This window comes from Pseudoxanthomonas sp. LjRoot206, from assembly GCF_056175725.1.
In genome coordinates this window covers 293,488-309,654 of record NZ_JBGFFI010000004.1, presented here as the reverse complement: position 1 = coordinate 309,654, position 16,167 = coordinate 293,488, and the positions used below count along the sequence as shown (strand labels likewise).

The window sequence follows — 16,167 nt, the reverse complement described above, 5'->3', positions numbered from 1 at the left end:
CTGCTTCGCCGTTGAAAGCCGCCTTCGGCTCCACCCATCCTACGAAGTCTGCTCAGTCGTGCCGCAATGCCGCGATGGGATCCAGCTGCGCGGCCTGGCGCGCGGGGTAGACGCCGAAGCCGAGGCCGACGACGGCGCAGAAGCCGGCCGACAGCAGGATCGGCAGCGGGGCCCAGGCGACCTGCCAGCCGGCGAACGTGGCGATCAGGTAGGCCAGCACGCCGCCGAACAGCAGGCCCAGCAGCGCGCCGGCGATGCAGATGACCGTGGCCTCGCGCAGGAACTGCGCGATCACGTCGCGGCGGCGCGCACCGAGCGCGCGCAGCAGGCCGATCTCGCGACGCCGCTCCAGCACGTTGGCCAGCATGATGTTCATGATGCCGATGCCGCCGACGAGCAGGCTGACGCCGGCGATCGCGCCCATCACCACCTGGAAGATGCGCTGCGTCTGCTGGTGCTGCTGGAACAACTGCTGCGGCACGATCAGCTGGTAGTCCGCCATGCCGGCATGGCGCTGGTCCAGCACCGCCGACAGCACGCCGGCACCGGCGGCCAGGCGCTGCGGATCGTTCAGCCGCAGCAGGAAGCGGTCTACCTCGTCCTCCTGCGGCTGGAAGCGGAAGCGCGCGCGCACGCTGGCCAGCGGCGCGTAGATGCGGTTGCTCTCCGAGCCCAGCTGCACGCCTTCGAAATCGTCCTGGCCCAGGTCGCGGTCGGCGAGCACGCCGATCACCTCCAGCCACACATGGTTGACCTTGATCAGCCCGCCCACCGCATCGCCCTTCGGGAACAGGTCGGCCGCCGCCTGGTGGCCGAGCACCGCGACCGCCGCCAGCGCGGCTTCGTCGTCGGCGGTGAACGCGCGGCCTTTCGCGATCTTCAGCGAGGACAGTTCGAACCACGCCGCGCTGACGCCGCTGGCCTGCGCATCGCTGCGGCCGCTGTCGCTGAACACCGTGTGCGTGCGCACCTGCTTCTCGGCGGCATGGCGCTCGGCGCCGGGCACGACGCTGAGCGCGGCGTCGGCATCGGCGACGGTCAGGCCCAGGCTGCGTTCGCGGGTTTCCTTCAGCGTGTCCTCGTCCTGCGACTTCGCCTCGGCGATCAGGTTGTGCAGGCCCAGGCCTTCGACCAGCCGCAGGGCTTCGCGCCGGCTGCCTTCGCCCACCGCCTGCATCGCCACGATCGCGCCCACGCCGAAGATCATGCCGAGCAGCGTGAGCAGCGTGCGCAGGCGGCGCCGCCACAGTTCCTCGACCGCTTCGCGCCAGACGGTGGGCAGGCGGTTGAACAGGCCGGTCATGCGGTCTTCCCTTCGGCGTCGTCGCCCTGGCCGTCGCCACCGTCGGCGTCGGCCTTGTCCTTGTCGTCCGCGTCGTCACCGGGCGCGGGTACCTCGACCTGCGACAGCCGCACCTCGTCGCCCGGTTTCAGGCCCGTCAGCACCTGCGAACGCGCGGTGCCGCGCACGCCGAGTTTCACTTCGCGCGCCACGTAGTCGTTGCCCTGTTTCACCTGCACCCAGTGGCGGTCGTCGCGCTGCTCGATGGCGACGTTCGGCACCGCCATCGCGTCCTTCGCGTCCAGCAGCACCACCGAGGCGGCGAAGCGCTGGCCGGGGATCAGCCGATAGCGTTCGATCGCGTCGGCCGGGATCGGCGCGCGCATCGACAGGAACTTCACCGGGCTTTCGCGGTTGCGCACCTTGGCGGCACTGGCCACCCACGAGAGTTTGCTGGCGATGCGCTGGTCCGGGCGGCCGAGCGGGTGCAGCACCACCGCATCGCCGGCCTGCACGCCCTGCGCTTCGATCTGCGGCAGGTCGATCTCCACTTCCATCGTCGAGGTGTCGGGCAGGCTGCCGAACTCGAAGCCCGCACGCAGGTTGGCGCCGACCATGGGCTTGTCGCCCGACCAGTTGGTGGCGAGCAGCAGCACGCCGTCGTTGGGCGCGCGCAGTTCCAGCGCGTCCAGGTCGTCCTTGCGCGTCTTCGCGGCCATGTCGAAGGTGGCGCGCTGCGCGTCCAGCACCGCCAGTTCGGCGCCACCGCGCACGCCGGACTGGTCGCGCTGCCATTGCAGCGTGCCCTGGCGGACCTGCAGGTATTCCTTGTCCTCGATCGCGTCCAGCACCTGGTTGCGCGCGACCGTGCTGAGGTCGGCGTCGGCGTAGCGCTGGGCGATGCCGAGCTGCACGGCCACCAGCGACAGGTCGACTTCCACGCGGCCCTGGGTGGACTCCAGTCCGCTTTCCTTCGCCGCGCGCGCCAGCGCGTTGCGCTGCAGGTCGATCATCGCCTGCGCGAGCTGCTGTTCGCCTTCCGGCGAGACGAAGCGCGCCAGCACGTCGCCCTTCTTCACCAGCGTGCCTTCCGGCAGCATCCACGCCACCTGCCGCTGCGCCCAGTTCTTGCCGGGCACGTTCAACGGCGTGGGCTTGGCAGACCGCAGTTCGCCTTCGCCGCGCACGCTGATCGTCAGCGGGCCCTGCACCACCGTTTCGCTGGCGACGGGCATCTCGTCGCTGCCGCAGGCGGCCAGCGCGGCGGTCAGCGCCACCATCAGTGCGGGTCGCAGCAAGCGGCTCATTTCCCGCCTCCGGCGACGTCGGGCACGGTCAGTTCCACGCGCACCGCCTGGCCGGGACGCAGTTTCGCTTTCGCATCGTCCAGGCGGATCTCCAGGTCGAGCACCGGCACCGGTTGCACCTGCGACTTGCTGCGCACGGCGCGGCCGATGCCGGCCACTCTGCCGTGGTACGCGCTGCCGCCGCCGCCTTCCACCACGATGCGCGCGCGCACGCCTTCCTTCACCCGCTGCAGGTCGCGCTCGGGCAACTGCGCGCGCACGGCCAGCGTGGCGGGGTCGGGGATCTCGGCCACGGTCTGGCCGCGCCACACCTGCGAACCGACGTCGAACTTCTCGCCGTTCCAGTTGCTCTTGTGCATGATCACGCCGTCGCGCGGCGCCGGCAGGTTGAGCGCGGCGATCGAGGTCTGCAGGCGGGTGACGTCGGCCTGCGCCTGCTGCAGTTCCGCGCCGACCAGCTGCAGCTCGGCGCGGCGCTGTTCGGTGGCGGCGCGTTCGGCCTGCTGCGCCAGCATGGCGCGGCGTTCGGTGCGGCGACGGTCTTCCACCAGCTTGTCGTATTCCAGTGCGGCGATCAGCTCGCGCGGCTGCTGGGTCTTGCGGCCGGCCTTGTCGCGCTCGGCTTCGGCCTCGGCGGTTTCCAGCCGCTGGCTGCGCTCGCGTTCGGCCACGTCGAGCGTGAGGTTTTCCAGCTCGCGCTTCTTTTCCTGCAGCAGGCTCTGCTTCTCGGCCAGCTGGCGCACCAGCTCGTTGGTGTCGAAGGCGACCACGATCTCGCCCTTCTTCACCGTGCTGCCATCGGGCGCCAGCTGGGTCAGGTTGAACTGCCACAAACGGTCCACCGCCGGCGGCACCAGCTGCACGCTGCGCTGGGCATAGACCTCGCCGTCGACGCGCAGCGTGGCGGCGTGCGCCATCGGCAGGGCGGCCAGCAGCACCAGCGAAAGAACGGAAACGCGCAACGTCATGGTGCCTTCCCCTGGGCGGCCGGCGCGTTGCCCGGCTTGGCGATCACGCGCACGCTCATGCCCGGCATCAGCGCCAGCGTGTGCGCGTCCAGCGTGATGTCGATGGTGAAGTAGCGGCCTTCGCCCCATTCCGGGCGCCGCTCGGGCGCGCCGGAGATGAAGGCGATGCGGCCCGCGACCTTGCGGCCGGGCATCGCGTCGAAGGCCAGGTCGACCGGCTGGTCGACGGCCAGGCCGCGGCGGTCGGGTTCCAGCGCCCACGCCCGCACGTTCATGCGCCCGCTGCTGACCACCTCGCCGGCCTTGCTGCCGGGCATGGTCGACGCGCCTTCGTCGATGCGCCCGCCGATCCAGTTGTTGTTGAAGCCGTGCACCACCACGCCGTCGCGGTCGGCGACCACTTCCGAGGTGCGCACCAGCGCGGCGTGGTAGTCGCGCTGCAGCACCAGCTTGTCGATCTGCAGGCGGCCGTCGTGGATGCGCCGTTGCACGGCGGTGCGCGCGGCGTCCAGGTCCTTGCGCTTCAGCGCGACCTCGCGGGTGGCGCGGTCCAGCTCGCCCTGATGACGGTCGTAGTCCAGGCCGGAGATCAGGTCCGGGGGAATGGTGGCATCGAGCCTGGCGGTGGCGAGTTCCGCCTCGGCATCGACCAGCGCCATCTCGGCGGTCACCGCCTTGACCTGCAGTTCGGCGATGTCCTTGGCGTCCTTGGCGCGGCCCTGTTCGATCTGCGCTTCCAGGTCGGGGATGCGGCTGGCCGACTGGCCGGGGTCGATGCGCAGCACCACCTCGCCCTTCTTCACCCGTTCGCCCTCGGGCACGTAATAGCGGATGACCACCGGCGCGCTGTTCGACTGCGGGGTGAGGATCTGCTGCGCGTCGATCGCGCGCACTTCGCCGGTCAGCACCACGGCGTGCGCGCGCGCCATCGTCATCAGGGCGAGCGCGGCCCACAGCGGCTTACTGGAGCGCATCGGATTCCACCTTGCCGTCGCGCAGCTTCACCTGGCGCGGGGCGCGCGCGGCGATGTCGTTGTCGTGGGTCACCAGCACCACGGTCTGGCCGCCGGCATGCACCTCGTCGATCAGCGCCAGCACGTCGGCGGCGCTCTTGGAATCCAGGTTGCCGGTCGGTTCGTCGGCCAGCAGCAGCGCCGGTTGCAGCAGCAGGGCGCGGGCGATGGCGGCGCGCTGCATCTGTCCGCCGGAGAGTTCGCTGGGGCGGTGGTCGCGGCGCTCGCCCAGGCCGACGCGGTCGAGCAGCGACACCGCGCGGTCGTGCGTGCCCGGCGGCGGCTGGCGGTGGAAGCGCAGCGGCAGCATGACGTTCTCCAGCACGGTCAGCCGTGGCAGCAGGTGGAAGCTCTGGAACACGAAGCCGATGCGCCGGTTGCGCAGGTCGCTGCTGGCTTCGTCGTCGAAGGTGGCGACGTCGCCACCTTCGAAGCGGTAGGTGCCGGTGCTGGGGCGGTCCAGGCAGCCGAGGATGTTGAGCAGGCTGGACTTGCCGGAGCCCGAGGCGCCGGTGATGGCGACGAATTCGCCCTGGCCGATATGCAGGTCCACGCCCGCCAGCGCCCGCACCGTCTGCCCGCTCATGGCGTAGTGCCGCTGCACGCCCTGCAACTCGATCATCGCGTCCCCTTCGCTCCTTCGTCTCTGTCGACCGCCGCCTTCCGCCGAGGTCCCCGTCGCTCTCACCAGGCGGCGGGCGCCGGTCGCGTGTCGTCCCGGGCGGACCGCGAGCATCCCAGATGCACGCGCGACGTGGCAACCGCGGAAGGTCATGCCTCACGAACCGTTCTGCGGGCGCGGCACGCCGCGCACCGCGCTCTCTTCGCGATGCGTCGTGTCATCGAGGTGACATGCGGGGTCTGCAGCGCGCCACGCCGTGTTCGTTGTGCGGCGTGTCGCGTCCGAAACGTGGTCGATGGAGTCCGGAGCCCGGCATGCCGGGGTCCGGAACGCCGTGGATCGGGTCGGACACGCGGCGCCTCGTGTTTTGGTACCCGGCGTGTCGCCTTCTGGACGCGGTGCGCGGTGTTCGGGACGCGATGTGCCGGGTCCGCGACGCGGCGCGCGGGGATGGGGAACGCGCCGCGCCGGGTTCGGCAGACCGTGTGCGACGTTCGCAACCCGGCAAACCGGGTTCGGAACCCGGATCGCCGGGTGTCGAACGTGATGCGCCGACTCGGGAACGTGGACCGTCGCACGCGATGCACGGCCTTCGGCATGGGGAACGTGAGACATCGCGTCGTGCGGGTGGCGATCGCGTCGTGCACGGCCACGCTCTCACATTATTGCGGTGCACGCGCCAGACCGCGCGCGACGCGCTAGCCTGCACGGGCCGCAGGATGGCGGCGCACCCTGACAGGGATTCAAGGAGAGACGATGCTTCAGAACCTGGTGGACCTCAGCTTCGCGGCCGAGGCCGTGCAAGACATCGAACATGCGCTGGATACGCTGGACCTGCGCCTGGCCGAGCTGGTGGGCCTCACGCCACGGCAGCGCCGGCACCTCACCAAGATGGGCAGCAACTCGGAAGCGTTCTGCCGGCAGGCGCTGCAGCTGGCGCAGCAGCATGCCAGCCTGATGCCGCGCGACTTCGATGAAGCCGCCTGCCTGCGCGACCTGCGTGCACTGGAACACGTACGGCAGTGGCGGGCCCGCTTCACCCGCCTCTACGAACGCCTGGCCGACACCGAAACCGCGCTGGGCAGCGACGTGATGGTCGCCGCGCTGCAGGTCTACGCGATCTTCAAGATCACCGGCGACCGCGAGGGACTGGATAGCGGGATAACGGACCTGGCGGCGCGGTTCGCCCGGCCGTCGCGGCGCACCAAGTCGGAAAGGGCGAAGGAGCCGGCGGCGAGCGAGTCGTGAGCCTTCGCCGCGGCATTACCACCTCCGCACGGGGGTGATGACGCCGATGTGCATCATGCCCATGACAATTGCCGGACCGGGGTCCCCGCCATGACCGCCCGCTCCTTGTAAGGCAAGGCAGCGCACGCCTTGACGTTCCCCGGCGGGCCCATGACCATCCACGTTATTACCCCGGAATGGGGTCTACTAGGCGTTGGGCACTTACGGAGAAAAGTATGGATACCGTTCTCACATCTTCAGCAATAGGTGCCGTTGTAGGGGCACTCGCGGCGCTCTCCATTATCTTTTTGATCCCCCGCAAGTCCTGCCCAGGGTGCAGCTCAACTCTTCCGCGCTTTCGCAGGCCTACCAGCGTGCAGCAGGCAATGTTTGGCGGCTGGACTTGCAGCGGGTGTGGAGCCAAAGTCGCCAGAGACGGCTCGCTCGTCAAAGGAGCGCATGATGACGGGCGCGCCTAACCATTCATCTAAGCCGAACCCGCTTCGCGGACTGGCTTAAGTCGGGCGTTAGCCCTCATATGACCTTCAATTATCGCGTCGTGAAAGAAGACGGTGATCTACGGATCTATGACGTCTACTACAACGAACAAGATGAGCCGATCGCGATCCACACTGTCCCGGCATATGTATATGGCCAGACCGTGGAGGATTTGAGAGCGCAGCTCCACCTTATGCTAGAGGCACTTGATGTGCCTGTGCTCGACATGCGCTCCATTGGTTGTAAACCATGAGTCGAAATCGTCTGGCCCAGCTTTCGTGGCTGAGGCCTAACAGTTCATTCAATTCGAATCCGCTTCGCGGTTCGGCTTAACTCAGGCGCCAGGCCCAGAATGCGCCATTTTCGCAAACGATCAAAGTCCAAGAATATTGTGGCAGTTCTAGTAGCTTGTTCTTTGCTGTTCCTTCTCAGCCAACTTGTTCTAGCGCTTGATCGTCTTTTTCTGAAGGAAATCGACACAAGCGCACTTCGCTTGCTCAATGAAGACAAGTCGATTCTCTATGTCGTACCCCTCACGGCAGGGGCAACCGAAAGTTGTCCTGCGTCGACCGATACTTTTGTCAATCTTCTGGAGAACGATGAGATCGTCGTGTTGCGCACTTCAATTCTCAATCGATGTGCTGGAGTTCGCAAAATGATCTGTCGAGGGATCTTATGTTCGTTTCGGACAGAGAAAATCAATGCAAGAAATCTATTACAAGAGGCAATCAACCTTGAATACAAAGGTCAATATCAAGCCGTTAGCGAGCTCGCAGCGGACTTCCCTGGCTACTATCCCGAAGTAAGAAGGTGGCCTGATATTCGGCACTCCTCGTTTCCTCCAAGATATTCCGTTCGACTTCCAGATAGGCTCATGATCTTTGACATGACAGGGACCTATCTGACAACCAGACACTGTGGCGCGGCGGAAGGGCTTTGCAAGAATGTGGCCCGCAAAAGCGAGCCCTGGTAGAGATCCTGGTTCGTGGCCCACTTCTAGAGTCTGCTTAACTCAGGCGCCAGCGATCATGCCGGTACTCCGAAAACTTGCCATCGCTTACTCCATCATCGTTGCGCTTGCCATGATCTGGGCGTTCTACGTGGATGTCCGCCTGATGCACTCCGTCCGGGAACATCTTCTTCCCGACATTGTCCTTGCGCTCGTCGCCTTCCCCGCCTCGCTGTCTATCGCTCCGATGTATGAGGCGTGGCCCGCATTCTTCTCCAGGCCTTTCACCCAGACCGCCTGGGCTGCGCTCTGTGGAGCCGGCCAGGCTGCTGTACTGTTCGCGATGGCGGCGCTCATCGGTCGTCGCGGCCGTCGTGAGGCGCGGAATCCGCTGAAGCCGAGTTCGCCTCGAAGATCGACCTAACCCAAAGCATTGGATCGCATGTCCGACTACCCCGAGATCTCCGCAGAAGAAGCGTTGCACAACGCCTATCACGTGCTCCTCTTCATGCTTGAAGTTCTGGCCAGCCCCGCCGACGCGCAATGCGAGCAGATGGGCGATTTCAATACGGCGTGGGAGCTGAGGGATGATGCGCTCGCGGCGCACGATCTGATGGACACCGGATTCCTGACCGAACAGCAGGAAGCTGCCGTGCTCGAGTTCCTGGCGTCGGTCGACCCGATTCCGGTGGCTTCGATGCCGTCCGGCGCTGGCCGGGCCGTCAATCTGGCCGCCATGCAGCACCCGGCATGGGGCCCGATCCGTGCCTTGGCATCGCAACTGATCGATGCGCTTGGTCCGGTAAGCCAAGCCAACCGCGCGTACCTCGCGCGGGCTGAACATGCGACCTGAGCATTCATCAGGTCCGGGTTCGCTTCTTGGCTCGCCTCACCTTGGTCGCTAGGACGCCATGACAACACGATCGCTGTGGCGGTGGATGCTTGTTCCGGCAGCGATGGGAGCCGGCATCACCTTCGTGCTCACGGCGGTGCTCGCCGCGTCCCCCGACCCGTGGCACCGGCATCTGGAAACCCCCTTCCTGTTCCTCTGTCCCCCGTCGATTCTGCTGATGGCGGCCGAGACGTGTTCGGGCTGGCTTTCCTGGTGCATGGCGCAGATCGCGCTCGTCATCGCCGGCCTCAACGCCCTGCTTTATGCCCTCATCGGGGCGGCACTCTGGTTGCTGGCAAGAGTGCTATCGTCCGCCAAAGAGCGACGCGGTGACGCGACCCGAGCAATCAGTCAAGCCGGACCCGCGTCGCGCCGGCATAGATGAGGCATTGGACCGCATGGACACCACGTCCCACCTCTGGCAGATGATCATGGAAGGCCTGCGGAACATGCCCGCTGCGCAAACCGTGCTGCTCGTCCTCTTCATGTTCGTCGCCGTGGTGGGTGGCAATGGCGTGGTCGCCCTCCATTACCGCCGCGTCGGAAAGCCGGTGCTGAAGTCGATCCTTGACCCACGAAGTTTCCCGATCGCCGACTTCAACGGCCGCGAGTGGTTGATGCTGGCGGGGGTGTTCGCCCTGTCGGGGATCCTCATCGTCTGCACGGCGTATGCGGGCTAGGCCGTCGGCATCCGACATTTCACCCCGGCCGGATCCACAGTCCCGGTATTCGACGTCATGAAGCATGTTGCCCGCCACTGGATAGAGCACACAGACGATTGGCGCAGCGAGCCGATGGCGTACTGGGTCCACGTGGAGGTCGACGGCGCTGTATGGCGCGCGGCCACGTCCTACCGTCCACCCGCCCCGACGCCCGAGGGCCGCCGTGGCTATCCCGTGTTGTGCGTCGAGTCGCGGGGCTTCGTCTTCCGCTTCTCTTCGGCGGCGCAACTGACCGAGTGCGTCGACGTGCTCGGTCGCAAGCCGCTCCCGACCTCGCGGCGCCTGTCCGCGAGGCGTGGCGGTGGACACGGCCCCAACAGCCACTGGCTCAGCCGGTTGCCCGGCCACATCAAGTCCCCCAAGATGCGCCAACGTGCCGTGGAAGATCTCCGCTCGGTGATCTCGGCACTGCCATCGAACCATCCGTTCAAGCCGGCTCAATCCAGGCGCTGACGCCAAGGAGCAAGATTTGAAGCCCACCTCGTACCTGCCGTTGTTCCTGGCCGCGATCGTGGCCGTGCTCCTGTCCGCCTGTGGCGAAACCTCCGCAGCGGCCAGTACGCAGGACGAGCCGGGCGCGTCTAGGGTCTTCGTCAAGATTCCCGAATCGATCATGCCCGTCGAGCGGGGCGAGAAGTACGAGGACCCGCTCGACATCGCGCTCAAGAAGGCCGGCGTCGGCGAGGTCACGGGTGGCGGCAGTCAGCTCGCTGAGCCGGGCAAGGACGGATCGCCCACGATCGACTGGGTGGGGATCGATGTGGATCTGACCGACCCGGCCACCGGCCTGCCGCTGCTGAAATCGGAGCTCAAGCGTCTCGGCGCACCGCAGGGAACGACCCTCGAGTACGAGATCGATGGAAAGACGACGACCGACGTGCTTTGAGAAGGCATGTGCTGCATTGAAAACATTCGCACCACGATCTGTGTTTCGTTGGACGCGGAGGGTGAGCTGGACTTCGCGGAGGCCTGGCTCGCCGAGCACGCGGGCACGCTGACGCATGTGTCCGATGGAGGAGGGTGTGGTTGTTGCGTCGTCCTGTGGAACGTCGAAGGCCCGGCGGCCGTCATCGATACCCTGCCGCCGCGGCTCTCGGCGGACAGCGATTGGGTGTCCGGTGCGGCGAGCTGACCTTCTGTGCACTGGAACGCCCATTGACGACGTGTCGTCATCCCGGCGTCAGAGATTTGAACAATGCCATCGCTGAAACCGTTGAAATCCGTCGCCCACAACGTCTGTCACCAGTTCGCGAGCACACTGAACTACTGGGACGACGACTACGGCATCAATCATCTGGCGCGCGCGGTCGTCGGCGCGGGGGATCTCGTCACGATCGGCCTTCTCACCGGCACGTCGCGCCCGGCGCTGTCCGGAAATGGAGCGCACGCCGTGCAGCAGCTCTCCCAGGCGCTACCCGAGCTGCTCGCGAAGGAGGCCGTGGCGGCGGGGCTGATCGCCAGTGCTACCGCGATCTATGAGTTCCGCGGCGCGTCGCCCGAGCGAGGCGCATCGGTGAGGTACGGCTGCCGTATCGAGCTGACGACGACCGAAGGCAACGTCTATGCGGTCACCTTCTCAGAAGGCAGTACGGCTTAGCCGTTGATCACCCATGCCCCGTCCGCCTGGCGGAGCGACAACGCGAACATCCGGGACCATGGACGAGAACGACAGCAATCCAGCCGCGTACGCGCCACCCACGGCCGACCTGGGTGGCGACCAGCGGCTTGCGTCACCGCGCATCCGGTTCTGGGTCGCCTGTCTGGGATGCCTGGTAGGTGCGCCGGCAGTCTTCTACGGATTGGTTGTGCTGCATGCGCCGCTTGAGCTGTTTCCGGTGGTGGCCTTGCTTGCCTGGCTGGGTCCACTGTCCTGGGTGCTGTCGGCACATCTGCAACGGTTCCCGGCACGGGTCGGGTTCGTGCGGATGACCATCGTGGCGATCGGGCTGACGATGGCGATGGCGTTTTTCGCCGTGCTCGGCATCGGGATCACCGCTGCGCTGGTGGCCGATCCGGCCTGGCCGTAGGATGCTGCCAGACACCTCTGTGCAGGCAGTGGAACGTGGAAGACCCGTCGTTGCGCCTTGACATTCTGCCGGGCCTTCCGCCGTACGGCCCACTCCCGGAGTTGTTCAGCGAGACCGGTTCGGACACGCATCGGGAAGGTTTCGTGGTCAAGTTCTTTCCGGACGCGTCCGAGGCATGGGTCGGCAACTTCCAGCCGGGCATCACGTCCTTCAGCGGCGCCTTCCTCCACCCCGACAAGCGACATGTCGTCGTCGTTGCAGGCGGAACCGCCTATGTCGTCGATCCCGATGCGAGACGGTACGTCGGGATCCTCACCGTATCGGTGGAATCCTGCCTGACCCTCTCCTGCGGCCTGCTTTTTTCGGATCACGTCCGTCTTGAACTGCTCGGCGCCACCCGTTCGTGGCATACCCGGCGCCTGGCGTGGGATGGCATCCGCATGGTCCAGTTTGCAGACGACTTCGTCGCGGGCGAGGCTGGCCACTTCGATGGCGCCTGGCATAGCTTCAGGGTGATGCTGGCGGACGGGCAGGCGTTCGGCGGTTCATACGATGGACCTGAGACGTGATCGTTCGTTCGGATGGATGCCGTTCCCCTGTCCGCGCACTGGAGGTGACCCTTGATCCAGCTTCCCTCAAGAGATCCGTGCGACCTGTGCGTCGCCGCGCGCGACGAGTCGTGGAAGATCATCGACGAGAGCGGGCACACGCTCACCGTGATCAATCCCTGGCAGTTCGAAGTCGGGCAGTGCTGCGTGATCACGCGCCGGCATGTCGCGCTGCTGCTCGATCTCACCCGCGAGGAATGCGAGGCGGTCATGATCGCTGCGCAGCGCGTTGCGCGGGCGCTGGATGCGGCCTACCAGCCGCTCGGCATCCTGACGTTCCAGAACAACGGTGTGTACAGCGGGCAGGAAACCCCGCACTTCCACTTCCACGTCGTGCCGCGGCAGGCGGGCAGCGACTGGGGCATCGGCCCGCCGCAGCTCGCGACCTTCGAGGATGCGGGGCGGCAGCGGGGTATGTCGCACGATCCTGCGGGAGACGTCGAGCGCAGGACCCGGGTGCGGGCGTCCCGCGAGCAACTGGTTGAAGCGGTCGGTCTGATACGTTCGAATCTGCCCATTTAACGAGTTCGTCCATTCGGACCCTCCCTATCGAAGGCCTTGCTATCCGCCATGCCGGAACCCGAAATCTACTGCCCAGAATGCGCATGGCGACCGTCCGGCAGCGACCTGTGGATGTGCACGAAGAACGAGTGCGATACGGTCTGGAACACGTTCTGGACCCGGGGCGTGTGCCCGGGATGCAGTTATCAATGGCGGAACACGCAGTGCCTTGCATGCGCGGCCTTCTCGCCGCATGAAAGCTGGTACCACTATCCGGACGAGGTGGATGGGCAGACGTCCGGGATCGCGCATTGGATAGAGGCGTGACACGCGGGTTGAGCCGCGCAACGCAGGATGGAGCGCGGACCGACACGTGATGCAAGGTGTTCAACGATCAACCGGGAGGGAGAGGCGATGGCGAAGGTGACGGGAATCGGCGGGGTGTTCTTCAAGAGCCGCAGCGATAGCGCGGCGCTGGCAGCGTGGTACCACACGCACCTGGGGTTGCCGCTGGAGTCGTGGGGCGGGGCCGTTCTGCGCTGGCCGGACGATACGGCCAACGACCAGGGCCTGACGGTATGGACGGTCGCGGAGAAGGACAGCCAGTGGTTCAGCCCCAGCGACAGCGCCTTCATGATCAACTACCGCGTCGACGACCTCGACGCGCTGCTCGCCCAGCTCCGCGCCGCCGACGTGCCGGTCCTCAAGGGCCCGGAGTCGCACGAGAACGGCAAGTTCGCCTGGATCATGGATCCGGAAGGCAACAAGGTGGAGCTGTGGGAGCCGATGGCGTGGGACGAGAAGAACAAGCAGGGGTGAGCGGCTGAAGATGCGCGCACATCGACCGAACTCCGTCATCGGCGTCGCTTGTATATCCGTTCTCTTGCTCTTGCTGGCGGGTTGCGCGGCAAGCCAGGAACACGCGGTGAACCCGGCGTGCGACGTCTCGTGGATCAAGGAGGGCGGCCGGCTGTCCACGCAGCGGATATGCGAACTGAGGGCGCTCGCCCAGCGTTGCGCGCTGTCCGACCAGTGCCAGATCTCATGTGAGGCGAACGGTGGAATGTCTTGGGTAGGCGGTGGTTGCGCACATGTCTGCCAAGGCGGAGGAGCCGGACAGACGGACGAGGACATCCGACGCAACGGTGGTCTTTACGATACGGACGCGTCGTCCGCCTGTTACAGCCGCACGCGCTGAACGACGCCGTCGACAGTTCGCGACTGACGTCGCTCCACAGCGGAACCCGTCGTCAGTCTGCAGGAACTGTCCGCTCCCGCGCCCATTCGCGCAGTGCCTGCACCTGCTCGGCCATCAGCACGGACAGCGGGCGGGTGCTGCGGATCTCGTGCATGACCAGGTCGGTGTCGAGCGGTTTCTGTTCGGCGTGCGCGGCGTACATCGCCGAGACGATGGCCTGTTCCAGTTCGGCGCCGGAGAAGCCGTTCGCCGCCGCGGCCAGCGCCGGCAGGTTGAAGCCTTCCGGGTCGAGCGCGCGGCGCGAGAGGTGCACGCGCAGCACCTCGACGCGCGCGCCGGGCGAGGGCAGGTCGACGAAGAAGATCTCGTCGAAGCGGCCCTTGCGCAGCAGCTCCGGCGGCAGGTCCTGCACCTGGTTGGCGGTGGCCACCAGGAAGACTTGTCCACTGCCGGCACCGGCCTTGCGCTCGGCCATCCACGTGAGCAGGTAGCCGAGCACCCGGCGCGAGACGCCGCCGTCCTCGTCGCCACCGCTGGCCAGGCCCTTCTCGATCTCGTCGATCCACAGCACGCACGGCGCCAGCTGCTCGGCCGAGGCGAGCGCGGCACGCAGGTTCTTCTCGGTTTCGCCGTGGTACTTGTCGTACAGCGTGCCGAAGTCCAGCCGCAGCAGCGGCACGCCGAAGCCGGCGGCGGTGGCCTTGGCCAGCATCGACTTGCCGCAGCCCTGCACGCCGAGCAGCAGCACGCCCTTGGGCAGGTCCAGGCCGGGCGGCGGATTGCCGGAGACGAACACCGCGCGGCGCTGCTCGATCCAGCGCTTCAGGCGGCTGGCGCCGGCGACGTCGGCGAACTTCGCCGTGTCGTATTCGTAATGCAGGTGGCCGCTGCGGTTGAGCAGCTCGAACTTCAGCTTGTTCAGCGCCGGCAGGTCGCTGGCGGTCAGCGCACCGTCGGCAAAGATCAGCTGGCGGGCGATGCGGCGCGCGTCGACCAGGCTCAGGCCCTGGAGGTTGCGCACGATCTGCTTCACCGCCTCGCCATCGGCCTCGACGCGACGGCCGCCGTGTTCGCGGGCGTAGTGCTCGGCTTCCTCGCGCACCATCTTCAACAGCGCCGGGCCGTCGGGCAGGCGCGGGTTGAAGCGCACCGCCAGGGCTTCGAGTTCGGCCGGCAGCTCGATCTTCGCGCCGACCAGCACCACCACGTGCGGCAGGCTGTGGCGGCGCTGCATGATGTCGCGCAGCTGGCGCTGGCTGCTGGCGTAGCCCAGGTAAGGGTGGAAATCGAGCAGCAGGTAGATGCCGCGCTGCTCGGCCTGCTTGATGGCCTGCAGGGCGGCGCTGGCATCGGGCGGGCCGACGGCGTCGTCCTCGCGGTCCATGTCCAGCCGGCGCAGGCCCTCGGTGATGCTCCAGCGGAACAGCGCCCGCCACACCTGGCCCAGCGCCTGCCGGAACAGTTCCACCACGCGGCCCTCGTCCTGGGTCTCGATGACGATCAGCGGGGTGTTGGCGCGGATCAGCGCGGTCAGGTCCTGCAGCTCGTTCATGGGGCGTCCGGTCCGTGGGGACCGGCACGATAGCAAGCGGCGTACGGAACGGGGAGGCGGACGCCGCGCGACAGCGGGTCGCGGGGGCCGGACACGCCGGTTCCCGCTTCACTTGTCGCGGTGTACCCTCCGGGTTCTCCAGCAACGAGGTGCGCGCATGAAGACGATTCTGGTCGCCAGCTCCAAGGGCGGCGCGGGCAAGACCACCCTGGCGACCAATCTGGCCGCGTACTTCGCACTCGATGGCAAGCGCACCGTGCTGGTGGACGTGGATCCCCAGCATTCCTCCACCCGCTGGGCCGAGCGCCGGGCGGAACTGGAAACCGCGGTGCTGCCGATCGACGCCAGCGGCAAGCGCGCCTGGAAGGCCTGGCTGCCGGAAGACGCCGAGCGCGTGGTGATCGATGCCCCGGCCGGTGCGATGGCCGACGACCTGGAAAGCTTCCTGGAACAGGCCGACGCCGTGGTGGTGCCGGTGCTGCCGTCGGCGCTCGATATCGAGGCGACGGTCGGTTTCCTGAACACCATGGCCAAGGTGCCGCGCGTGCACAAGCGCAAGCTGCCGGTCGGGCTGGTGGTCAACCGCAGCAAGCCGTGGACCAACGCCTCGCAGCAGGCGGTGGAGATGCTGAAGACCTGGCCCTACCCGGTCATCACCCAGTTGCGGGATACGCAGGCCTACGTGGTCATGGCCGGGCTGGGCCGCAGCCTGTTCGACTACCGCTCGGCGCAGGTGCGGGAGCACCAGGCCGACTGGGAACCGTTGCTGAAATGGATCAAGAAGGCCTGAGGCCTAAGGAG

22 protein-coding genes are annotated in these 16,167 nt (G+C 66.8%); 16 read left to right on the top strand and 6 right to left on the bottom strand.

Annotation, left to right across the window (positions count from 1 at the left end; translation table 11 throughout):
- Window positions 1–52 precede the first annotated feature (52 nt).
- The 5 genes from AC04MD_RS14465 to AC04MD_RS14445 are packed head-to-tail and all read right to left on the bottom strand — an operon-like array spanning window position 53 to window position 5,192.
- On the bottom strand, window positions 53–1,303 hold the full coding sequence (locus AC04MD_RS14465) for an ABC transporter permease (protein ID WP_475497971.1): 1,251 nt from the start codon (window positions 1,301–1,303) through the stop codon (window positions 53–55).
- Window positions 1,300–2,589 carry an efflux RND transporter periplasmic adaptor subunit gene (locus AC04MD_RS14460; RefSeq protein WP_475497970.1) on the bottom strand — a complete coding sequence of 430 codons (1,290 nt, stop codon included), beginning with the start codon at window positions 2,587–2,589 and terminating at the stop codon, window positions 1,300–1,302. The genes AC04MD_RS14465 and AC04MD_RS14460 overlap by 4 nt, the downstream gene beginning before the upstream one ends.
- On the bottom strand, window positions 2,586–3,557 hold the full coding sequence (locus AC04MD_RS14455) for an HlyD family secretion protein (RefSeq protein WP_475497969.1): 972 nt from the start codon (window positions 3,555–3,557) through the stop codon (window positions 2,586–2,588). Before AC04MD_RS14455 ends, AC04MD_RS14460 begins: the two co-directional genes overlap by 4 nt.
- A complete protein-coding gene (locus AC04MD_RS14450) occupies window positions 3,554–4,531 on the bottom strand; it encodes an HlyD family secretion protein (RefSeq protein WP_475497968.1) in 978 nt (325 codons plus the stop codon). The genes AC04MD_RS14455 and AC04MD_RS14450 overlap by 4 nt, the downstream gene beginning before the upstream one ends.
- Window positions 4,518–5,192: an ABC transporter ATP-binding protein gene (locus AC04MD_RS14445; protein WP_475497967.1), complete on the bottom strand. Its 675-nt coding sequence runs from the start codon at window positions 5,190–5,192 to the stop codon at window positions 4,518–4,520. Before AC04MD_RS14445 ends, AC04MD_RS14450 begins: the two co-directional genes overlap by 14 nt.
- Before the next feature lie 756 nt (window positions 5,193–5,948).
- Between AC04MD_RS14445 and AC04MD_RS14440 the strand changes: the two genes are divergently transcribed.
- The 15 genes from AC04MD_RS14440 to AC04MD_RS14370 all read left to right on the top strand — a co-directional run bounded on the left by AC04MD_RS14440 (window position 5,949) and on the right by AC04MD_RS14370 (window position 13,435).
- Entirely contained in the window at window positions 5,949–6,440 is a 492-nt protein-coding gene (locus AC04MD_RS14440; RefSeq protein ID WP_475497966.1) for a hypothetical protein, read from the top strand.
- Between the two features lie 517 nt (window positions 6,441–6,957).
- Window positions 6,958–7,170, top strand: a complete 213-nt coding sequence (locus tag AC04MD_RS14435; RefSeq protein ID WP_475497965.1) for a hypothetical protein — start codon at window positions 6,958–6,960, stop codon at window positions 7,168–7,170.
- A 99-nt stretch (window positions 7,171–7,269) separates the two neighbouring features.
- On the top strand, window positions 7,270–7,890 hold the full coding sequence (locus tag AC04MD_RS14430) for a hypothetical protein (RefSeq protein ID WP_475497964.1): 621 nt from the start codon (window positions 7,270–7,272) through the stop codon (window positions 7,888–7,890).
- A gap of 55 nt (window positions 7,891–7,945) precedes the next feature.
- Window positions 7,946–8,290, top strand: a complete 345-nt coding sequence (locus AC04MD_RS14425; protein WP_475497963.1) for a hypothetical protein — start codon at window positions 7,946–7,948, stop codon at window positions 8,288–8,290.
- Between the two features lie 18 nt (window positions 8,291–8,308).
- Window positions 8,309–8,719: a hypothetical protein gene (locus tag AC04MD_RS14420; RefSeq protein ID WP_475497962.1), complete on the top strand. Its 411-nt coding sequence runs from the start codon at window positions 8,309–8,311 to the stop codon at window positions 8,717–8,719.
- Between the two features lie 58 nt (window positions 8,720–8,777).
- The gene (locus AC04MD_RS14415) at window positions 8,778–9,143 is read left to right on the top strand and encodes a hypothetical protein (protein ID WP_475497961.1); all 366 of its coding nucleotides are present in this window, start codon (window positions 8,778–8,780) and stop codon (window positions 9,141–9,143) included.
- A 13-nt stretch (window positions 9,144–9,156) separates the two neighbouring features.
- Window positions 9,157–9,438, top strand: coding sequence for a hypothetical protein (locus AC04MD_RS14410; protein ID WP_475497960.1), 282 nt, complete (start codon window positions 9,157–9,159; stop codon window positions 9,436–9,438).
- A 57-nt stretch (window positions 9,439–9,495) separates the two neighbouring features.
- Complete coding sequence (locus tag AC04MD_RS14405) at window positions 9,496–9,933, top strand: hypothetical protein (protein WP_475497959.1); 438 nt, start codon at window positions 9,496–9,498, stop codon at window positions 9,931–9,933.
- Between the two features lie 16 nt (window positions 9,934–9,949).
- On the top strand, window positions 9,950–10,366 hold the full coding sequence (locus AC04MD_RS14400; protein WP_475497958.1) for a hypothetical protein: 417 nt from the start codon (window positions 9,950–9,952) through the stop codon (window positions 10,364–10,366).
- 6 nt (window positions 10,367–10,372) lie between these two features.
- The gene (locus AC04MD_RS14395; RefSeq protein WP_475497957.1) at window positions 10,373–10,612 is read left to right on the top strand and encodes a hypothetical protein; all 240 of its coding nucleotides are present in this window, start codon (window positions 10,373–10,375) and stop codon (window positions 10,610–10,612) included.
- A gap of 63 nt (window positions 10,613–10,675) precedes the next feature.
- Window positions 10,676–11,077, top strand: coding sequence for a hypothetical protein (locus tag AC04MD_RS14390; protein WP_475497956.1), 402 nt, complete (start codon window positions 10,676–10,678; stop codon window positions 11,075–11,077).
- Between the two features lie 58 nt (window positions 11,078–11,135).
- Complete coding sequence (locus tag AC04MD_RS14385) at window positions 11,136–11,507, top strand: hypothetical protein (RefSeq protein WP_475497955.1); 372 nt, start codon at window positions 11,136–11,138, stop codon at window positions 11,505–11,507.
- A 35-nt stretch (window positions 11,508–11,542) separates the two neighbouring features.
- Window positions 11,543–12,076 (top strand): hypothetical protein, encoded by a 534-nt coding sequence (locus AC04MD_RS14380; protein WP_475497954.1) that lies wholly within the window; start codon window positions 11,543–11,545, stop codon window positions 12,074–12,076.
- 51 nt (window positions 12,077–12,127) lie between these two features.
- Complete coding sequence (locus AC04MD_RS14375; RefSeq protein ID WP_475497953.1) at window positions 12,128–12,637, top strand: HIT family protein; 510 nt, start codon at window positions 12,128–12,130, stop codon at window positions 12,635–12,637.
- 393 nt (window positions 12,638–13,030) lie between these two features.
- Window positions 13,031–13,435, top strand: coding sequence for a VOC family protein (locus AC04MD_RS14370; protein WP_475497952.1), 405 nt, complete (start codon window positions 13,031–13,033; stop codon window positions 13,433–13,435).
- A gap of 431 nt (window positions 13,436–13,866) precedes the next feature.
- Here AC04MD_RS14370 and AC04MD_RS14365 read toward each other — a convergent pair whose 3' ends face one another.
- Window positions 13,867–15,366: an AAA family ATPase gene (locus AC04MD_RS14365; RefSeq protein WP_475497951.1), complete on the bottom strand. Its 1,500-nt coding sequence runs from the start codon at window positions 15,364–15,366 to the stop codon at window positions 13,867–13,869.
- Between the two features lie 157 nt (window positions 15,367–15,523).
- Here AC04MD_RS14365 and AC04MD_RS14360 point away from each other — a divergent pair, with 157 nt between their 5' ends.
- Window positions 15,524–16,156 (top strand): ParA family protein, encoded by a 633-nt coding sequence (locus AC04MD_RS14360; RefSeq protein ID WP_192274192.1) that lies wholly within the window; start codon window positions 15,524–15,526, stop codon window positions 16,154–16,156.
- Window positions 16,157–16,167: the final 11 nt, after the last annotated feature.

Bases quoted from the DNA above. Each gene is read 5' to 3' on its own strand.
- AC04MD_RS14430 (WP_475497964.1), top strand. From the start codon at position 7,270: ATGCGCCATTTTCGCAAACGATCAAAGTCCAAGAATATTGTGGCAGTT.
- AC04MD_RS14365 (WP_475497951.1), bottom strand. From the start codon at position 15,366: ATGAACGAGCTGCAGGACCTGACCGCGCTGATCCGCGCCAACACCCCG.
- AC04MD_RS14385 (WP_475497955.1), top strand. From the start codon at position 11,136: ATGGACGAGAACGACAGCAATCCAGCCGCGTACGCGCCACCCACGGCC.
- AC04MD_RS14405 (WP_475497959.1), top strand. From the start codon at position 9,496: ATGAAGCATGTTGCCCGCCACTGGATAGAGCACACAGACGATTGGCGC.
- AC04MD_RS14360 (WP_192274192.1), top strand. From the start codon at position 15,524: ATGAAGACGATTCTGGTCGCCAGCTCCAAGGGCGGCGCGGGCAAGACC.
- AC04MD_RS14455 (WP_475497969.1), bottom strand. From the start codon at position 3,557: ATGACGTTGCGCGTTTCCGTTCTTTCGCTGGTGCTGCTGGCCGCCCTG.
- AC04MD_RS14395 (WP_475497957.1), top strand. From the start codon at position 10,373: ATGTGCTGCATTGAAAACATTCGCACCACGATCTGTGTTTCGTTGGAC.
- AC04MD_RS14450 (WP_475497968.1), bottom strand. From the start codon at position 4,531: ATGCGCTCCAGTAAGCCGCTGTGGGCCGCGCTCGCCCTGATGACGATG.
- AC04MD_RS14425 (WP_475497963.1), top strand. From the start codon at position 7,946: ATGCCGGTACTCCGAAAACTTGCCATCGCTTACTCCATCATCGTTGCG.
- AC04MD_RS14445 (WP_475497967.1), bottom strand. From the start codon at position 5,192: ATGATCGAGTTGCAGGGCGTGCAGCGGCACTACGCCATGAGCGGGCAG.
- AC04MD_RS14390 (WP_475497956.1), top strand. From the start codon at position 10,676: ATGCCATCGCTGAAACCGTTGAAATCCGTCGCCCACAACGTCTGTCAC.
- AC04MD_RS14465 (WP_475497971.1), bottom strand. From the start codon at position 1,303: ATGACCGGCCTGTTCAACCGCCTGCCCACCGTCTGGCGCGAAGCGGTC.
- AC04MD_RS14370 (WP_475497952.1), top strand. From the start codon at position 13,031: ATGGCGAAGGTGACGGGAATCGGCGGGGTGTTCTTCAAGAGCCGCAGC.
- AC04MD_RS14415 (WP_475497961.1), top strand. From the start codon at position 8,778: ATGACAACACGATCGCTGTGGCGGTGGATGCTTGTTCCGGCAGCGATG.
- AC04MD_RS14460 (WP_475497970.1), bottom strand. From the start codon at position 2,589: ATGAGCCGCTTGCTGCGACCCGCACTGATGGTGGCGCTGACCGCCGCG.
- AC04MD_RS14440 (WP_475497966.1), top strand. From the start codon at position 5,949: ATGCTTCAGAACCTGGTGGACCTCAGCTTCGCGGCCGAGGCCGTGCAA.
- AC04MD_RS14420 (WP_475497962.1), top strand. From the start codon at position 8,309: ATGTCCGACTACCCCGAGATCTCCGCAGAAGAAGCGTTGCACAACGCC.
- AC04MD_RS14410 (WP_475497960.1), top strand. From the start codon at position 9,157: ATGGACACCACGTCCCACCTCTGGCAGATGATCATGGAAGGCCTGCGG.
- AC04MD_RS14435 (WP_475497965.1), top strand. From the start codon at position 6,958: ATGACCTTCAATTATCGCGTCGTGAAAGAAGACGGTGATCTACGGATC.